The sequence below is a fragment of the Pseudomonas sp. FG-3G genome, from assembly GCF_901007645.1.
GTDB lineage: Bacteria > Pseudomonadota > Gammaproteobacteria > Pseudomonadales > Pseudomonadaceae > Aquipseudomonas > Aquipseudomonas rhizophila.
In genome coordinates this window covers 269,940-288,052 of the sequence record NZ_CAAKGZ010000045.1, presented here as the reverse complement: position 1 = coordinate 288,052, position 18,113 = coordinate 269,940, and the positions used below count along the sequence as shown (strand labels likewise).

Below are 18,113 nucleotides of genomic sequence, written 5' to 3'. Positions count from 1 at the left end.
CGGGCTGTTTATTCCTTGCATGCGGATGTTCACTACCATGCTGATTGATCAGAAAATACCCCTGGGCCAGTACATTGCGGGCTTTGTCGACTGGTTGACGCAACACGGCGCCAACACATTCGATGCCATCGCCTTGTCACTGGAAACGATGATTCACGGCGTGACGTTTGCGCTGACCTGGTTCAACCCGCTTGTCTTGATCGGCCTCATCGCTCTACTGGCGCATTTTATCCAGCGCAAGTGGGGCCTGACGGTCTTCGTTATCGCAGCCTTTCTGCTTATCCTGAACCTGGGTTACTGGCAGGAAACCATGGAAACCCTGGCCCAGGTGCTGTTCGCGACCCTGGTCTGTGTCTTGATCGGCGTGCCGCTGGGCATTGTTGCCGCGCACAAGCCGCTGTTCTACACCATGATGCGTCCGGTGCTCGATCTGATGCAGACCGTACCGACCTTCGTTTACCTCATTCCTACCCTGACCCTTTTCGGGCTGGGTGTGGTCCCCGGTCTGATCTCGACGGTGGTGTTCGCGATTGCCGCGCCCATCCGCTTGACCTACCTGGGTATCCGCGACGTTCCGGACGAACTGATGGACGCCGGCAAAGCCTTCGGCTGCTCCCGTCGCCAACTGCTGTCCCGTATCGAACTGCCCCATGCGATGCCCAGCATCGCGGCCGGTATCACCCAATGCATCATGCTGTCGTTGTCGATGGTGGTCATCGCCGCGCTGGTGGGTGCCGACGGCCTGGGCAAACCCGTGGTCAACGCACTGAACACCGCTGATATCGCCCTGGGCTTCGAAGCAGGCCTGGCGATCGTATTGCTGGCAATCATGCTCGACCGAATCTGCAAGCAACCCGACGCCAAAGTAGGGGGTGACGCATGAGCATAATCCGCTTCGAAGAGGTCGACGTGATCTTCTCCAAAGATCCACGTGAAGCCCTCAAGCTGCTCGACCAAGGCATGACGCGCAACGAAATCCTGAAGAAAACCGGGCAAATCGTCGGTGTGGAAAAAGCCAGCCTGGACATTGAAAAAGGCGAAATCTGCGTACTGATGGGGCTGTCCGGCTCCGGTAAATCCAGCCTGCTGCGTTGCATCAACGGCTTGAACACCGTCAGTCGCGGGAAGTTGTTCGTCGAGCATGAAGGCCGGCAGATCGACATCGCCTCCTGCAGCCCGGCCGAACTGAAGATGATGCGCACCAAGCGCATTGCCATGGTGTTCCAGAAGTTCGCCCTGATGCCCTGGCTGACGGTGCGCGAAAACATCAGCTTCGGCCTGGAAATGCAGGGCCGGCCGGAAAAGGAACGCAAGAAGCTGGTGGATGAAAAACTTGAGCTGGTGGGCCTGACCCAGTGGCGCAACAAGAAACCGGACGAGTTGTCCGGCGGCATGCAGCAACGGGTCGGCCTGGCCCGCGCCCTGGCGATGGACGCCGATATCCTGCTGATGGACGAACCTTTCTCGGCCCTCGACCCACTGATCCGCCAGGGTTTGCAGGACGAATTGCTGGAATTGCAACGCAAACTGAGCAAGACCATCGTGTTCGTCAGCCATGACCTGGACGAAGCCCTGAAGCTAGGCAGCCGGATCGCGATCATGAAAGACGGCCGGATCATCCAGTACAGCAAGCCGGAAGAAATCGTGCTGAACCCGGCCGACGATTACGTGCGCACCTTCGTCGCCCACACCAACCCGCTCAACGTGCTCTGTGGCCGCAGCCTGATGCGCACCCTGGACAACTGCAAGCGCATCAACGGTTCGGTGTGCCTGGATCCGGGCGGCGACTCCTGGCTCGATCTGGCCGAAGGCAACACCATCAAGGGCGCCCGCCAGAACGGCGCGGCCCTGGACCTGCAAAATTGGGCCCCGGGCCAAGCCGTCGAAGACCTGGGCCGTCGTCCGACCCTGGTGGACTCCAACATCGGCATGCGCGACGCGCTGCAGATTCGCTACCAGACCGGCAACAAGCTGGTGCTTCACGATAACCAACAGGTCGTCGGGATTCTTGGCGACAGTGAGCTGTACCACGCACTGCTCGGCAAAAACCTGGGCTAAGCGAAACCGACAAAAACGCCGCGAGATGATCGCGGCGTTTTTGTTTGGGTGATTCTCAACTGCTGACCAGCTTGACTTGGAATGCAAATCCTCTCACCACAACAGTATTCCAGCGATCAAGCGCATTTGGCCTACATGCCAACCGACGAGTGTTATAAAGACATCCCCAAAAGTCCTCGCCCCGGCAAATAGCGACGACTTGTCATAGAACTTATTTTTGTTGATTGAACGTTCAATCAAAACAAAATAGACTGGCCTTCATTCCGATAGACAACACTCATCCATCGGATGGCCTAAGGAGATGTACCAGATGCCCAAGGTCGGTATGCAACCCATCCGCCGCCAGCAATTGATCGAAGCCACTATGCAAGCGGTCGATCAGGTCGGGATGGGGGACGCCAGCATTGCGCTGATCGCCCGTTTGGCCGGTGTCTCCAACGGCATCATCAGCCACTACTTCAAGGACAAGAATGGCCTGATCGCGGCCACGGCCCAGTACCTGATGAGTGTCCTGAGCGAGAACGTCACTGCACGCCGTCAGGCGCTGGAGGACCCAAGCCCACGGGCTCACCTGCAGGTGATCATCGAAGGCAACTTCGACGCCAGCCAGGTCAATGGCCCGGCAATGAAAACCTGGTTGGCCTTTTGGGCCACCAGCATGCACCACCCGTCTTTGCACAGGTTGCAGCGGATCAACGATCACCGTCTGTATTCCAACCTGTGTTGCCAGTTCCGCCGCGCGTTGCCCCTCGATGAGGCACGTAGCGCGGCACGGGGACTGGCCGCGTTGATTGACGGTTTGTGGCTGCGCGGGGCGCTGTCGGGAGACGCGTTCGATACCGCCCAGGCGCACCGGATCGCTTACGAATACATGGATTTCCAATTGGCCAAGGCAGGGGTAACAGAGCACACAGAACCGCTCGGCTCCTGAACCGCCACCGAACCGCGTAGTCAGCTGTAGACGACACGCCCCGGTGGTCAGCCAACCACTCATGCACTTGCGAGGACTTTATGGCCCGTTTCGAACTGCAAAAACTCTACATCGATGGCGCGTACAGCGATGCCAGCGGCGACGCCACTTTCGAAGCCATCAACCCGGCCAACGGTGAAGTACTCGCCCAGGTGCAGCGGGCCACCAAAGAAGACGTCGAGCGCGCCGTGGTCAGCGCCGAAAAAGGCCAGAAAGTCTGGGCCGCAATGACCGCCATGCAGCGTTCGCGCATCCTGCGCCGCGCCGTAGATATCCTGCGCGAGCGCAACGATGAGTTGGCCGCCCTGGAAACCCTCGACACTGGCAAAGCCTATTCCGAAACCCGCTACGTCGACATCGTCACCGGCGCCGACGTGCTGGAATACTACGCCGGCCTAGTGCCCGCCATCGAAGGCGAGCAGGTGCCGCTGCGCACCACTTCGTTCGTCTACACCCGTCGCGAACCCCTGGGCGTGGTGGCCGGCATCGGCGCGTGGAACTACCCGATCCAGATCGCGTTGTGGAAATCGGCCCCGGCCCTGGCCGCTGGTAACGCGATGATCTTCAAGCCGAGCGAAGTCACCTCGCTGACCACCCTGAAACTGGCCGAGATCTACACCGAAGCCGGCGTTCCAGCGGGGGTGTTCAACGTGCTGACGGGCAGCGGCCGTGAAGTCGGCACCTGGCTGACCGAGCACCCGCGCATCGAGAAAATCTCGTTCACCGGCGGCACCGACACCGGCAAGAAAGTCATGGCCAGCGCCTCGAGCTCGTCGCTCAAGGACGTGACCATGGAACTGGGCGGCAAGTCACCGCTGATCATCTTCGACGACGCCGACCTGGATCGTGCTGCCGACACCGCGATGATGGCCAACTTCTACAGCTCCGGCCAGGTCTGCACCAACGGCACCCGGGTGTTCGTGCCGAGCCATCTCAAGGCAGCTTTCGAAGCCAAGATCGCCGAGCGCGTGGCACGTATTCGCATCGGCAATCCAGAAGATGAAAACACCAACTTCGGGCCGCTGGTCAGCTTCGCCCACATGGAAAGCGTGTTGGGCTACATCGAGAAAGGCAAGGCCGAGGGCGCGCGCCTGCTGTGCGGCGGCGGGCGTTTGACTGAAGGCGAATTGGCCAAGGGCGCGTTTGTTGCGCCGACCGTGTTCACCGATTGCACCGATGAGATGACCATCGTGCGCGAAGAAATCTTTGGTCCGGTGATGAGCATCCTCACCTATGAAACCGAAGAAGAAGTGATCCGTCGCGCCAATGACACCGACTTCGGCCTGGCCGCCGGCGTCGTGACCCGCGACCTGAACCGCGCGCACCGCGTGATTCATCAGCTCGAAGCCGGCATCTGCTGGATCAACGCCTGGGGCGAATCGGCCGCCGAAATGCCGGTCGGCGGTTACAAGCAATCGGGCGTGGGCCGGGAGAACGGCATCAGTTCGCTGAACAACTTCACCCGTATCAAATCGGTACAGGTCGAACTGGGCGATTACGCGTCGGTGTTCTAAACCGACGTCGCCTCTGAGGCCGTCATCGCGAGCAGGCTCGCTCCCACAGGAGTCCCCATTCCAAGGTGGGAGCGAGCCTGCTCGCGATTGAGTGCAAAGCACTCGCCAGCCCTGAACCCAATTCAAAAAGAGGGTGCATTTCATGTCCCAAGAATTCGATTACATCATCATCGGTGCCGGTTCGGCCGGTAACACCCTGGCCACCCGCCTGACCGAAGACGAAGGCGTCACCGTCCTGCTGCTCGAAGCCGGTGGGCCGGACTATCGCCTGGATTTCCGCACGCAAATGCCCGCTGCCCTGGCGTTCCCGCTGCAGGGTCGTCGCTACAACTGGGCCTACGAGACCGACCCTGAGCCGCACATGAACGGCCGTCGCATGGAATGCGGTCGCGGCAAGGGCCTGGGTGGGTCTTCGCTGATCAACGGTATGTGCTACATCCGCGGCAACGCCCTGGACTACGACAATTGGGCCAAGCTGCCGGGCCTGGAAGACTGGGCCTACCTGGACTGCCTGCCGTATTTTCGCAAAGCCGAAACCCGCGACATCGGCCCGAACGACTACCACGGTGGTGACGGCCCGGTCAGCGTGACCACGCCCAAGGCCGGCAACAACCCGCTGTTCCATGCCATGGTCGAAGCCGGCGTTCAGGCCGGTTACCCGCGCACCGAAGACCTCAACGGTTATCAGCAGGAAGGTTTCGGCCCGATGGACCGTACCGTCACGCCCAATGGTCGTCGCGCCAGCACCGCTCGCGGTTACCTGGACGTGGCCAAGAAGCGCTCGACACTGACCATCGTCACCCATGCCCTGACCGACAAGATCGTGTTCGAAGGCAAACGTGCGGTCGGCGTGCGTTATCTGGTGGGCGCTGCTGAAGAGCGCGTCGAAGCCCGCGCCCGCAAGGAAGTATTGCTCTGCTCCGGCGCCATCGCCTCGCCGCAGATTTTGCAACGCTCCGGCGTCGGCCCGGCCAAACTGCTGGAAAGCCTCGACATCCCGGTGGTCCATGACCTGCCAGGCGTCGGTGAAAACCTCCAGGACCACCTGGAGCTGTACCTGCAATACGCCTGCACCCAGCCGGTTTCGCTGTACCCGTCGCTGCTCTGGTACAACCAGCCGGCCATCGGTGCCGAATGGCTGTTCAACGGCACCGGCATCGGCGCCAGCAACCAATTCGAGGCTGGCGGTTTCATCCGCACCCGCCCGGACTTCGATTGGCCGAACATTCAATATCACTTCCTGCCGGTGGCGATTAACTACAACGGCAGCAACGGCGTGAAGGAACACGGTTTCCAGGCACACATGGGCTCGATGCGTTCGCCAAGCCGGGGCCGGATCCAGGCCAAGTCCAAGGACCCGCGCCAGCACCCGAGCATCCTGTTCAACTACATGGCCACCGAGCAGGACTGGCAGGAGTTTCGCGACGGCATTCGCCTGACCCGCGAGATCATGCAGCAGCCGGCGCTCGACCCGTTCCGCGGTCGCGAAATCAGTCCGGGCATCGAGGTGCAGACTGACGAGCAGTTGGACCAGTTCATCCGCGAGCACGCCGAAACCGCTTTCCACCCATCCTGCTCGTGCAAGATGGGCACCGACGACATGGCGGTGGTGGACGGCGAAGGCCGCGTGCATGGCATGCAAGGGCTGCGCGTGGTCGATGCCTCGATCATGCCGATCATCACCACCGGCAACCTGAATGCGCCAACGATCATGATCGCCGAGAAAATCGCCGACAAGATCCGTGGCCGCCAGCCACTGCCACGCAGCACCGCGCCGTACTACGTGGCCGGCGACGCGCCGGTGCGCGGCAAGCCAATGCGTGAAGTCGGGCCTCTGGCACAGTAAAGCATTACACCGCTATCGCGAGCAGGCTCGCTCCCACAGTGGATCTGCGGCGGACACAGATCTTGTGCCCGACAACCGTCTGTGGGAGCGAGCCTGCTCGCGATGGCGTCCGGCCTGACACTCCATATTCCCATCTGCCTTGATCCCTCCCCCGCCCAGGCCTAATCTAGAGCCGTCGCGTCAATGCGCCGCACCTCGCTGCACCGCCACTCCAGACAAGGAGGTTCCATGTTCGATGTCCACCCCCAGCTCAAGCAGCGGTTTGCTGCCTTGCGCACGGGCGCTGAGTTCTTTTCCCTGCGCTACGTGCGCGAGTCCGGCCAGCATCTGTCGGTGCGCAAGAACATCGCCGAACCGCCCAGCCTGGGCCGTGACGAAGGGGCGATGCTGACCGTGCGGGTCAACGGTGTCGAGGCCTATGCGGCCACCAACGACCTGTCCCAGGCCGGCCTGCAAGCGGCGCTGGAGCGGGCCGAGCAACAAGCCCGCCGGCTCAAGCCACACGCCCTGCTCGACTTGCGCGAGCAGGCGGTCTCCAGCGACCGCGCCGACTACTTCTCGCCTCACTTCGACCAGGCGTTCCCGTCCCTCAACGACTGCTATCAGTTACTGGGCGACGAATCCGCCGCGGTGCCCAAGGATGAGCGCCTGGTGAACTGGCAGGTCAGCATCGGCCTGACCCAGGTCGAGCAGATCTACCTCAATAACGCCGGCGCCGAACTGCGCCAGGCCCAACGCTTTGTTTATCCGGCCCTGGACGTCACCGCCTTCGACGGTAACGACAGCCAGACCCGCACCCTGGGCCGTGAGAACTTCGGCCAGCAAGGCGGCTTCGATGTCATCCGCCGCTGCGGCCTGATCGGTGCCGCACCAAAGATCGCCGACCAGGCCCTGCAATTGCTCCTGGCGCCGAACACCCCGCAAGGCCCCCGTGACCTGCTGTTGATGCCTGACCAGATGATGCTGCAGATCCATGAGTCCATCGGTCACCCGTTGGAACTGGACCGCATCCTGGGAGACGAGCGCAATTACGCCGGCACCAGTTTCGTCACGACCGGCGACTTCGGGCATCTGCAGTACGGCTCCCAGCTATTGAACGTGACCTTCGACCCGAACGTTCCCGAAGAGCTGGCCAGCTACAGCCATGACGACGACGGCACCGCCGCCAGCAAAGAATTTCTGATTCGTGAAGGGCTGTTGCTGCGCCCCCTGGGTGGTGCGCTGTCGCAATTTCGTGCAGGCCTGAGCGGGGTCGCCAACAGCCGCGCCTGTGGCTGGAATCGCCCGCCCATCGACCGCATGGCGAACCTGAACATCGAGCCCGGCGACCAATCGTTGGAGCAACTGATCCAGGGCATCGAACACGGCGTGCTGATGCGCACCAACCGCTCCTGGTCCATCGACGATGCCCGCAACAAATTCCAGTTCGGTTGCGAGTGGGGCCAATTGATCGAAAACGGCGAGCTCAAGGGCGTGGTGAAAAACCCCAACTACCGAGGCATTTCCGCGCAATTCTGGAAAAGCCTGCGGGCGGTGGGCGATGCCAGTACCGCCCAGGTACTGGGCACGCCAAATTGTGGCAAGGGCGAACCGAACCAGGTCATTCGCGTCGGCCATGCCTCGCCGGCGTGCGTATTCAGCAATGTCGCAGTGTTTGGGGGAGATGCCTGATGAGCACCGGCAATATGAGCACCGGCAACAATCAGGCCGAGGCCTTCAAGGCGTTGGTCGACTGGCTGCGCAATGCACTGCGCGAAGCCGAGCAGTTCACCCTCGGCTACGCCGCCGAATCCTCTGCTTTTGTGCGTTTCAACCATGGCAAGGTCCGTCAGGCCGGGCAGGTGCAGCAGGCCAGCGTCAGCTTCAAACTGATCAACGACGGGCGCCACGCCGACTTGCAGATCACCTTGTCCGGTGAAGTCGAAACCGACCTGCATCGCCTGGCCGAAGGTCTGCAACAGTTGCGCGAAACCCTGCCGCTGCTGCCGCCCGATCCGTACCTGCTGCTCAACCACAACCACTGGCAGAGCCACAACGTGCAGGACCATCCGTTGCCGGACACTGACCAGGCCGTGGCCGAAATCACCCGCGCCGCCGACGGTCTGGATTTGGTCGGTTTCTATGCCGCCGGCCCCATCAGCCGAGGCTTCGCCAGTTCTTCGGGGGCGTTCGGCTGGCATCAGGCCAACAGCTTCAACTTCGATTTCAGCCTGTTCCATGAAAACGGCCAGGCGGTAAAAGCCAGCTACGCCGGGCACGAATGGAGCAGCGAAGGCTTTGCCAGGCGCTTTGAACAGGCCCGCGAGCAGTTGGCGTTTTTGGGCCGCCCCTTGCGCACCCTGCCGCCCGGTGAATACCGCGCCTACCTGGCACCAGCGGCGATGGAAGAAATCATGGGCATGCTCAGCTGGGGCGGGTTTTCGGCCCGGGCGATTGCCAGCAAGCAAAGTCCGTTGCAGAAGTTCTACGCGAACGAAGCAAGCTTGAGCCCCGACGTATGGCTCAGCGAGCAGGTCAGCGGCTCTTTGAGCCCGGCGTTTTCCGACGAAGGTTATCCGCGCGATGACTTGGGCCTGATCGTCAAAGGCATGGCCGGTGCACAGTTGATCAACTCCCGCAGCGCCGCCGAGCACGGCCTGAACGCCAACGGCGCCAGCAGCTACGAATACCCCACGGCGCTGGTGATGAACGAAGGCCAGCTCGAGCAGCAAGACATCCTCGAACACCTTGGCACCGGGCTGTACATCAGCAACCTCTGGTACCTGAACTACTCGGACCAACCAGCCGCGCGCATGACCGGCATGACCCGCTTCGCCACGTTCTGGGTCGAGAACGGCCAGATCGTCGCGCCGGTCAGCACCATGCGTTTCGACGACAGCGTCTACAGCCTGCTCGGATCGCAACTCGAAGGCCTGAGCCGGGAGCGGGAACTGCTGCTGTCGGCCAGCACCTACAGCCAGCGGGCCACGGCCTCGATGCTGTTGCCGGGGGCACTGGTCAAGCGCTTGACCTTGACGTTGTAGCCAACCAAACACAGGACCTGTGGCGAGGGGATTTATCCCCGCTGGGTTGCGAAGCGACCCCCAAAGGGTAAATGCGTTCTGCCTGACTCACCGAGGCGACAGTTCTGGGGCTGCTTCGCAGCCCAGCGGGGATAAATCCCCTCGCCACAACAGCGGCATCTGTTCCTGATCAACACTCCGTACAAGAGGTCCCATGCCCAACCGCGCACCGCTCGACGCTGTCACCGCCCGCTGGCTTCCTTGGGTCGTGGCGATTGCCTTTTTCATGCAGTCCCTGGACGGGACCATCCTCAACACCGCCCTGCCCGCCATGGCCAGCGACCTGGCGGAAAACCCGCTGCGCATGCAGGGCGTGATCATTGCCTACATGCTCACCGTGGCGCTGCTGATCCCGGCCTCTGGCTGGATCGCCGACCGCTTCGGGACCAAGAAGATTTTCTTCGGCGCGATCCTGTTGTTCAGCTTCGGCTCGTTGCTCTGCGCCTTGTCCAATTCGTTGTCCATGCTGATCGGCGCCCGGGTGATCCAGGGCCTGGGCGGCGCGCTGATGCTGCCGGTGGGCCGGTTGGTCGTGCTGCGGGCCTACCCACGCTCGGAACTGGTGCGGATCATGGGATTCATCACCATTCCCGGCCTGCTCGGCCCACTGATCGGGCCGACCATGGGCGGCTGGATGGTGGAGTACCTGACCTGGCACTGGATCTTCATCATCAACCTGCCGGTGGGCGTGCTGGGTTGCTACGCGGTGTGGAAATTCATCCCGGACCTGCGCGGCAGCGAGCGTACCCGGTTCGATGGCCTGGGATTTTTGCTGTTTGGCGCGGCGATGGTGCTGATCACCATCGCCATGGAAGGCCTCGGTGAACTGCACCTGCCGCACTTGCGCGTGATGTTGCTGTTGTTCGGCGGCATGGCCTGCCTGGCGGCTTATTGGCTACGGGCCGGGCACATCGAAAACCCGCTGTTCGCACCGTCGCTGTTCAAGACCCGGACCTTCGCCGTGGGGATTCTCGGCAATCTGTTCGCGCGCCTGGGCAGCGGCGCCCTGCCGTTCCTGGTGCCGTTGCTGCTGCAAGTGGCCCTGGGCTATTCACCGTCCCAGGCCGGGATGAGCATGTTACCTCTGGCCGCGGCGGCGATGGTCGCCAAGTCCGTGGCCCGGCCTTTGATCGAGCGCTTCGGCTACCGCAGCGTATTGACCGCCAATACCCTGGCCCTGGGCCTGATGCTGGCGAGCATGGGCCTGGTCAGCGAACAGACGCCGTACTGGCTGCTGCTGGCGCAACTGGCGGTGCTGGGGGCGATCAACTCGTTGCAGTTCACCGCGATGAACACCGTGACCCTGATTGACCTGGACGACGCCAGCGCCAGCAGCGGCAACAGCCTGCTGTCGGTGGTGGCGCAACTGTCCCTGAGCCTGGGCGTGGCCTGTGCTGGTGCGCTGCTCGGCGGTTTTACCGCCCAGGTCGGCAACGACGGGGTGGACACCGTGCTTGGCGCGTTCCAGTTGACGTTCCTGACGGTGGGCATCATGGCGATGCTGGCGGCGACGATTTTTTCGCAGCTGTCGAAAGAGGATGGGCGGCGGGCCAAGCGGCCGGATGAGCATATCGAGCACTGACCAGGATCGGTGAGCTTTCGTGGCGAGGGAGCTTGCTCCCGCTCGGCTGCGCAGCAGTCGCAATCCAGGCGACACGAACTTTCAGGTACACCGTGTTGGCCGGTTTGGGGGCGCTTCGCGCCCCAGCGGGAGCAAGCTCCCTCGCCACAGGGAATTCGTCCGCTTCAGAACTGCGCCACAGCTCGTCCAGAACTTTCGAGAAAAGTGGCACGAGGCTGCTACACTGCGCGACATTTTGTTTTGCAGGCCAGTCCCGTGACCACCATTGCCACCGCTTTTAATACTCTGCCGCTGTCCGCCGCCATGCTGGCTAACCTCGAATCCCTCGGTTATGCCCAGATGACGCCGATCCAGGCGCAGAGCTTGCCGGTGATCCTCAAGGGCATGGATCTGATCGCCCAGGCCAAGACCGGCAGCGGCAAGACCGCGGCCTTCGGCATCGGCCTGCTGAACCCGATCAACCCGCGCTTCTTCGGCTGCCAGGCACTGGTGATCTGCCCGACTCGTGAGCTGGCCGATCAGGTTGCCAAGGAAATCAGGCGCCTGGCCCGCGCCGAAGACAACATCAAGGTCCTGACCCTGTGTGGCGGCGTGTCGTTTGGCCCGCAGATCGCTTCCCTGGAGCACGGCGCCCACATCATCGTCGGCACGCCAGGGCGCATCCAGCAGCACCTGCGCAAGGGCTCGCTGGTGCTGGACGGCCTCAACACGCTGATCCTCGATGAAGCCGACCGCATGCTCGACATGGGCTTCTACGACGCCATCGAAGACATCATCCAGCAGACCCCGGAACGCCGTCAGACCTTGCTGTTCTCCGCCACCTACCCGGTGGGCATCAAGCAACTGTCGTCCAAGTTCATGCGCAACCCGCAGCAGGTCAAGGCCGAAGCCTTTCACTCCGACGCGCAGATCGAGCAGCGTTTCTATGAAATCTCCCCCGAGGAGCGCATGGACGCCGTGGTCAAGGTGCTGGCGCATTTCCGTCCGGCCTCCTGCGTGGCGTTCTGCTTCACCAAGCAGCAGGTTCAGGAAACCGTCGACCATCTGACATCCAAAGGTATCTCGGCGGTCGGCCTGCATGGCGATCTGGAACAGCGCGACCGCGATCAGGTGCTGGCGATGTTCGCCAACCGCAGCACCTCGGTGCTGGTCGCCACCGATGTGGCGGCCCGTGGCCTGGACATCGACGCACTGGACATGGTGATCAACGTCGAACTGGCCCGTGACTCGGAAATTCACATTCACCGCGTCGGCCGCACCGGGCGTGCGGGTGAAAAAGGCATCGCCATCAGCCTGGTGGCGCCGTCCGAAGCCCACCGCGCCCAAGCGATCGAACAGTTGCAGAAGTCGCCACTGAGCTGGGACCAACTCGACAACCTCAAGCCCCAGGGCGGCGGCCCGCTGCTGCCGGCCATGAGCACCCTGTGCATTGGTGCCGGGCGCAAAGACAAAGTCCGCCCCGGCGACATCCTCGGCGCCCTCACCGGCGAGGCCGGCATCCCCGGCGCCCAGGTCGGCAAGATCGCGATTTTCGACTTCCAGGCCTATGTCGCCGTGGAGCGCGCAATCGCCAAACAGGCGCTGCAACGCCTGAACGATGGCAAGATCAAGGGCCGTTCGTTGCGGGTGCGGATCCTGTAACTCCAACAGAGATCAAACTGTGGGAGCAAGCCTGCTCGCGATGACGGACAGTCAGACAACATCAATGTTGAATGTACCGGCCTCATCGCGAGCAGGCTCGCTCCCACAATGGGTTTTGTGGTGACATTTAGAGGGACACCGTTTTGCGCTCTACCGAAGTCGTGATCATTGGCGCTGGCGCCGCGGGGTTGATGTGCGCGCTGACCGCCGCAGGGCGCGGAAGGCAGGTGATGCTGCTGGACCACGCCAACAAGGCCGGCAAGAAAATCCTCATGTCCGGCGGTGGGCGCTGCAATTTCACCAACATGTACAGCGAACCGGGCAATTTCCTCTCGCAGAACCCGCATTTCTGCAAGTCGGCCCTGGCCCGTTACACCCAGTGGGATTTCATCGCCCTGGTGGCCAAGCACGGCGTGCCCTATCACGAGAAAAAACTCGGCCAGTTGTTCTGTGATAACAAGTCCAGCGACATCCTCGGCCTGCTGCTGGACGAATGCGACCAGGCCGGTGTCAACCTGCACCTGGACACCTCGATCGAGCGCATCGAGAAAACCGAGAGCGGCTACCTGCTGCAAACCACCCTCGGGGCCATCACCTGCCAATCCTTGGTGATTGCCACGGGCGGGCTGTCGATCCCGACGCTGGGCGCGACCGGTTTCGGTTACCAGGTGGCCAAACAGTTCGGCCACCAACTGCTGCCCACCCGCGCCGGGCTGGTGCCGTTCACCATCACCGACCAGCTCAAGGCGTTGTGCACCGAACTTTCAGGCACTTCAGTGGATTGCCTGGTGAGCTGCAACGAGCAGAGTTTTCGCGAGAACATCCTGTTCACCCACCGCGGCCTCAGCGGCCCGGCGATCCTGCAGATTTCCTCGTTCTGGGAACCGGGTGACACGGTGCAGATCAACCTGCTGCCGGACCACGACGTGCCGAGCTGGCTGCAACAGCAACAGGCCGAACGCCCCAACAGCGAACTGAAAACCCTGCTGGGCGAATTGTTCACCAAGAAGATGGCCACCCTGCTGGCCGATACTTGGTTCGTCTCCAAACCCATGAAGCAATACACCCACGCCGAACTGGCAGACATTGCCGAGAAACTGTCGAGCTGGAATGTCGTCCCGGCCGGCACCGAAGGCTACCGCACCGCCGAAGTGACCCTGGGCGGTGTCGATACGCGGGAAGTCTCGTCCAAGACCATGGAATCGTTGAAAAGCCCTGGCCTGTATTTCATCGGCGAAGTGCTGGACGTCACCGGGCACCTGGGCGGGTTCAACTTCCAATGGGCCTGGGCGTCGGGGTATGCGGCTGCGCAATACGTCTGATTGAAGGGATGCATAGAATCCAATGGGGATGATGATCCTGTGGGAGCGAGCCTGCTCGCGATGGCGGACTATCAGACAACATCAATGTTGAATGTACCGGCCTCATCGCGAGCAGGCTCGCTCCCACTGGGGTTTGCTGGAGCATCCCGGAACACTTTTTGCTGCCGGATGTGATCGCCGCCATTGCGTCGGCGTCATTACTGCCTCAATTTAGCGTCATTGCCCGTCAGGCCCGTGCACTTCATGTCATCGACCTCGTTTAGTCAGTCTCTGCGTCGCCTTTGGGCGTTGGATAAATTCAGTTATAGCGTGCGGGTGTTCATCGCCCTGACCGGCAGCATGGCGCTGTGTTGGTATCTGGATGAGATGGCGCTGTTGATCCCGCTGTTCCTGGGCATCATCGCCAGCGCCCTGGCCGAGACCGATGACAGCTGGCAGGGCCGCCTCAACGCGCTGGCCGTGACGCTGGTGTGCTTCACCATCGCAGCGCTGTCGGTGGAATTGCTGTTCCCTTATCCGGTTCTGTTCATCGTTGCCCTGGCGCTGGCGAGTTTCGCCCTGACTATGCTCGGTGCGCTGGGCGAGCGCTATGGCGCGATTGCCTCGGCCACGTTGATTCTCTCGGTCTACACCATGATCGGCGTAGACCAGCGCGGTGGCGCGGTCACCGATTTCTGGCACGAACCTTTGCTGCTGGTGGCCGGTGCGGCTTGGTACGGCCTGCTCTCGGTGCTGTGGCAGGCGCTGTTTTCCAACCAGCCGGTGCAGCAAAGCCTGGCGCGGCTGTTCCGCGAGCTGGGACGCTATCTGAAGCTCAAATCATCGCTCTTCGAGCCGATCCGTCAACTGGACGTCGAAGCCCGACGCCTGGAACTGGCCCAGCAGAACGGCCGGGTCGTCGCCGCGCTTAACGCGGCGAAGGAAATCATCCTGCACCGCGTAGGCAATGGGCGACCAGGCTCGAAGGTCAGCCGCTACCTGAAGCTGTACTTCCTCGCCCAGGATATCCACGAGCGCGCCAGCTCCTCCCACTACCCCTACAACGCGCTGGCCGAGGCGTTCTTTCACAGCGACGTGCTGTTCCGCTGCCAACGCCTGCTACGCCAGCAAGGTAAAGCCTGCCAAGCGTTGGCCGAGTCGATCCAACTGCGCCAGCCGTTCGTCTATGACGCCAGCTTCGCCGAGGCGCTGAATGACCTGCATGCCTCCCTCGAACACCTGCGGATCCAGAGCAACCCGGCCTGGCGCGGATTGCTGCGTTCGCTACGGGCCTTGTCGGCGAACCTTGGCACCATGGACCGCCTGCTCAGCGACGCGAGCAACCCCGACGCCCTGGCCGACGCCACCGATAGCAGCCTGCTGGATCGCTCACCGCGCAACCTGAAGGACGTCTGGGTCCGCTTGCGCACACAGCTCACGCCCACCTCGCTGCTGTTCCGACATGCCCTGCGCCTGCCCCTGGCGCTGAGTGTGGGTTATGCCATGGTGCATCTGATCCACCCGTCCCAAGGCTACTGGATCATTCTCACCACGCTGTTCGTGTGCCAACCCAACTACGGCGCCACCCGGCGCAAGCTCGGCCAACGGATCATCGGCACCGCCATCGGCCTGACGGTGGCCTGGGCGCTGTTCGATCTGTTTCCCAACCCGCTGGTGCAATCGTCTTTCGCCATCGCCGCCGGGGTGGTGTTCTTTACCAACCGCACGACCCGCTACACCCTGGCAACCGCCGCGATCACGATCATGGTGCTGTTCTGCTTCAACCAGGTGGGCGACGGCTATGGACTGCTGCTGCCACGCCTGTTCGATACGCTGCTGGGCAGCCTGATCGCCGGCCTTGCGGTATTCCTGTTCCTGCCGGACTGGCAAGGCCGCCGGTTGAACAAGGTGCTGGCCAACACGCTGACCTGCAACAGCATTTACCTGCGCCAGATCATGCAGCAATACGCCGCCGGCAAAAGCGATGACCTGGCCTATCGCCTGGCCCGACGCAACGCCCACAACGCCGACGCCGCATTGTCCACCACCCTGGCAAACATGCTGATGGAGCCGGGGCATTTCCGTAAGGAAGCCGATGTCGGGTTCCGCTTCCTGGTGCTGTCCCACACCCTGCTCAGCTACTTGTCAGGTCTGGGCGCCCATCGGGACACCCCATTGCCTGCAGACGTGCGCGAACACCTGATCGACGGCGCAGGGGTGAAACTGGCCGCGAGCATCGACGAAATTGCCCAGGGCCTGGCGAGCAAACAACCGATAGCGGTCCAAAGCGACGAGGAAGAAGCCTTGGCCAGTGAGCTTGAGCAGATGCCCGATGATATCGACGAGGGTCAGCGGCTGGTGCAGACGCAACTGGGGTTGATCTGCCGTCAGTTGGGGCCGCTGCGCACGTTGGCGGCGCATCTGGTCAAGGATACTAGCGAGGCTTGAGGAGTGTGGTGCTCGCACCACCGCCATCGCGAGCGGGCTCGCTCCCACAGTGGACCTCAGCCGTACAAAATTTAAGTGTCCGCTCTAGATCAACTGTGGGAGCGAGCCTGCTCGCGATAGCGCCAGTCCAGGCACCGCAAGATCACATCCCGTGCGCCTTCAATAACCGCGCATAACTACCATCGGCCTTCATCGCCGCAATCTCCCGATCGAATCCCGCGACAATCTGCTCGTGCTGCGGGTTCTTCAGGCTGACCAGAATGTGCAGGCTGTTTTCACTCAGTGGCTTGGGCATGAACTCCACGGCGTTGCGCACCTTGGCCGACTCACGAGCCAAGTAATAACGGGCGACGAACTCATCTTCCAGGGTCAGCTTCACCCGACCGGCAGCGAGCATGCGCACGGCCATTGCAAAGTTATGCACAGGGATTTTCTGCAATTGCTGATCCTCATCGAACGCCTTGGAGTAGGCGTATCCGCGGACCACGGCGATGGGATAGGCATGCAGCTGCTGCAGGTTCTCGTACTGGATGGGTGCGTCCTTGCGCTTGATGAAGCGCACGCGATTGAGCAGGTATTCAGCCGAGAAACGGCCCACATGGGTACGTTCTTCGCTGTACCAGGCATTGATCAGCACGTCATAGCGCCCCTCGCCGATGCCCAGCATCGCCCGGGCCCAAGGCACCTGCTCAAAGTCACTGGCATAACCGGCTCGCGCCAGAGCGGTACTGACGATATCGGTCGCCAGGCCACCATTGACCAGCGTGGTGTCGGTAAAGGGTGGCCAGCCATCTGCCACCAGACGCAACTTTTGCGCGCAGGCGTTGTGGCTCAGCAACAGCAACCCGACCAAAGCAAGAGCTCGATGCAATCGCGGCATGCCAAACATCCTTGACGGGTTCAAAGCCCGGTTTGTTTTTAGCCGAATCTCAAGAGATGTCGTCAGACATCCGGTCCTAACATTAGCTCAGTGGAACCGCTGCGCAGCGTTGAATCGAAGATTACACAAAGAAGGCCACGCCGCGACAATTCGATGATGGCATTTTGGCCTTTGTCACAGATTTTTACAGTTGTCCAAGAAAGAGACTTCCGCAGCCAGCCCGCTTAATATCGGCATCAGGTTCTTCAGGAAATTCAAAAAATGGATATCGACTGGGTCTGCAAACATCACAGTGACCTGAGCAAGGAACAGCTGTACGCCATCCTCAAATTGCGCGCCGAAGTATTCGTCGTGGAGCAGAATTGCCCCTACCTGGACGTCGACGGCCTGGACCTGGAGGGCGACACCTGCCACCTGATGGCCTGGCAGGACAATCGTCTGGTGGCTTACCTTCGCTTGCTCGATCCGCACTCGCAAAACAGTGACGTGGTCATCGGGCGCGTGGTCATCTCCCCCCAAGCACGGGGACAGGGGCTGGGCCACAAACTGATGGAACAGGGTCTCAAGCAGGCCGAGAAGCACTGGCCCGGTACATCGATCTCACTGTCGGCACAGGCGCATCTGCAGGGGTATTACTCGCGGTATGGGTTTGGAGTGGTGGGTATCGAGTACATGGAAGACGGGATTCCACACATTGGCATGCATCGGCCTTGATGCCCTCTTCGCGAGCAGGCTCGCTCCCAGTGGATCTGCGTGGTACATAAATCATATGTCCACTGCAGATCAATGTGGGAGCGAGCCTGCTCGCGAT

General features: G+C 61.7%; 13 protein-coding genes. 12 read left to right on the top strand and 1 reads right to left on the bottom strand.

Going from position 1 to position 18,113, the window contains the following annotated elements:
- Positions 1 to 37: 37 nt before the first annotated feature.
- The 11 genes from choW to yccS all read left to right on the top strand — a co-directional run bounded on the left by choW (position 38) and on the right by yccS (position 16,422).
- Positions 38 to 883 carry a choline ABC transporter permease subunit gene (gene choW, locus PSEUDOMOFG3G_RS27235; RefSeq protein WP_047230366.1) on the top strand — a complete coding sequence of 282 codons (846 nt, stop codon included), beginning with the start codon at positions 38 to 40 and terminating at the stop codon, positions 881 to 883.
- A complete protein-coding gene (choV, locus tag PSEUDOMOFG3G_RS27230) occupies positions 880 to 2,058 on the top strand; it encodes a choline ABC transporter ATP-binding protein (RefSeq protein WP_139048978.1) in 1,179 nt (392 codons plus the stop codon). Before choW ends, choV begins: the two co-directional genes overlap by 4 nt.
- Positions 2,059 to 2,368: 310 nt before the next feature.
- A complete protein-coding gene (gene betI, locus PSEUDOMOFG3G_RS27225) occupies positions 2,369 to 2,989 on the top strand; it encodes a transcriptional regulator BetI (protein ID WP_139048977.1) in 621 nt (206 codons plus the stop codon).
- An 80-nt stretch (positions 2,990 to 3,069) separates the two neighbouring features.
- Positions 3,070 to 4,542 (top strand): betaine-aldehyde dehydrogenase, encoded by a 1,473-nt coding sequence (betB, locus tag PSEUDOMOFG3G_RS27220; RefSeq protein WP_139048976.1) that lies wholly within the window; start codon positions 3,070 to 3,072, stop codon positions 4,540 to 4,542.
- A gap of 142 nt (positions 4,543 to 4,684) precedes the next feature.
- Positions 4,685 to 6,388 (top strand): choline dehydrogenase, encoded by a 1,704-nt coding sequence (gene betA / locus PSEUDOMOFG3G_RS27215; protein ID WP_076383391.1) that lies wholly within the window; start codon positions 4,685 to 4,687, stop codon positions 6,386 to 6,388.
- Positions 6,389 to 6,616: 228 nt separating this feature from the next.
- The gene (locus PSEUDOMOFG3G_RS27210; protein WP_139048975.1) at positions 6,617 to 8,059 is read left to right on the top strand and encodes a TldD/PmbA family protein; all 1,443 of its coding nucleotides are present in this window, start codon (positions 6,617 to 6,619) and stop codon (positions 8,057 to 8,059) included.
- A gap of 14 nt (positions 8,060 to 8,073) precedes the next feature.
- Entirely contained in the window at positions 8,074 to 9,411 is a 1,338-nt protein-coding gene (locus PSEUDOMOFG3G_RS27205) for a TldD/PmbA family protein (RefSeq protein WP_139049044.1), read from the top strand.
- Positions 9,412 to 9,604: 193 nt separating this feature from the next.
- A complete protein-coding gene (gene mdtD, locus PSEUDOMOFG3G_RS27200; RefSeq protein ID WP_076383389.1) occupies positions 9,605 to 11,032 on the top strand; it encodes a multidrug transporter subunit MdtD in 1,428 nt (475 codons plus the stop codon).
- Positions 11,033 to 11,335: 303 nt separating this feature from the next.
- Entirely contained in the window at positions 11,336 to 12,673 is a 1,338-nt protein-coding gene (dbpA, locus tag PSEUDOMOFG3G_RS27195; protein ID WP_230682660.1) for an ATP-dependent RNA helicase DbpA, read from the top strand.
- A 143-nt stretch (positions 12,674 to 12,816) separates the two neighbouring features.
- Positions 12,817 to 13,995 (top strand): NAD(P)/FAD-dependent oxidoreductase, encoded by a 1,179-nt coding sequence (locus PSEUDOMOFG3G_RS27190; protein ID WP_047230492.1) that lies wholly within the window; start codon positions 12,817 to 12,819, stop codon positions 13,993 to 13,995.
- Positions 13,996 to 14,238: 243 nt separating this feature from the next.
- Entirely contained in the window at positions 14,239 to 16,422 is a 2,184-nt protein-coding gene (gene yccS, locus PSEUDOMOFG3G_RS27185) for a YccS family putative transporter (protein WP_139048974.1), read from the top strand.
- A gap of 142 nt (positions 16,423 to 16,564) precedes the next feature.
- Here yccS and PSEUDOMOFG3G_RS27180 read toward each other — a convergent pair whose 3' ends face one another.
- Positions 16,565 to 17,302 (bottom strand): ABC transporter substrate-binding protein, encoded by a 738-nt coding sequence (locus PSEUDOMOFG3G_RS27180; RefSeq protein WP_139048973.1) that lies wholly within the window; start codon positions 17,300 to 17,302, stop codon positions 16,565 to 16,567.
- 261 nt (positions 17,303 to 17,563) lie between these two features.
- Here PSEUDOMOFG3G_RS27180 and PSEUDOMOFG3G_RS27175 point away from each other — a divergent pair, with 261 nt between their 5' ends.
- The gene (locus tag PSEUDOMOFG3G_RS27175) at positions 17,564 to 18,016 is read left to right on the top strand and encodes a GNAT family N-acetyltransferase (protein WP_139048972.1); all 453 of its coding nucleotides are present in this window, start codon (positions 17,564 to 17,566) and stop codon (positions 18,014 to 18,016) included.
- Positions 18,017 to 18,113: the final 97 nt, after the last annotated feature.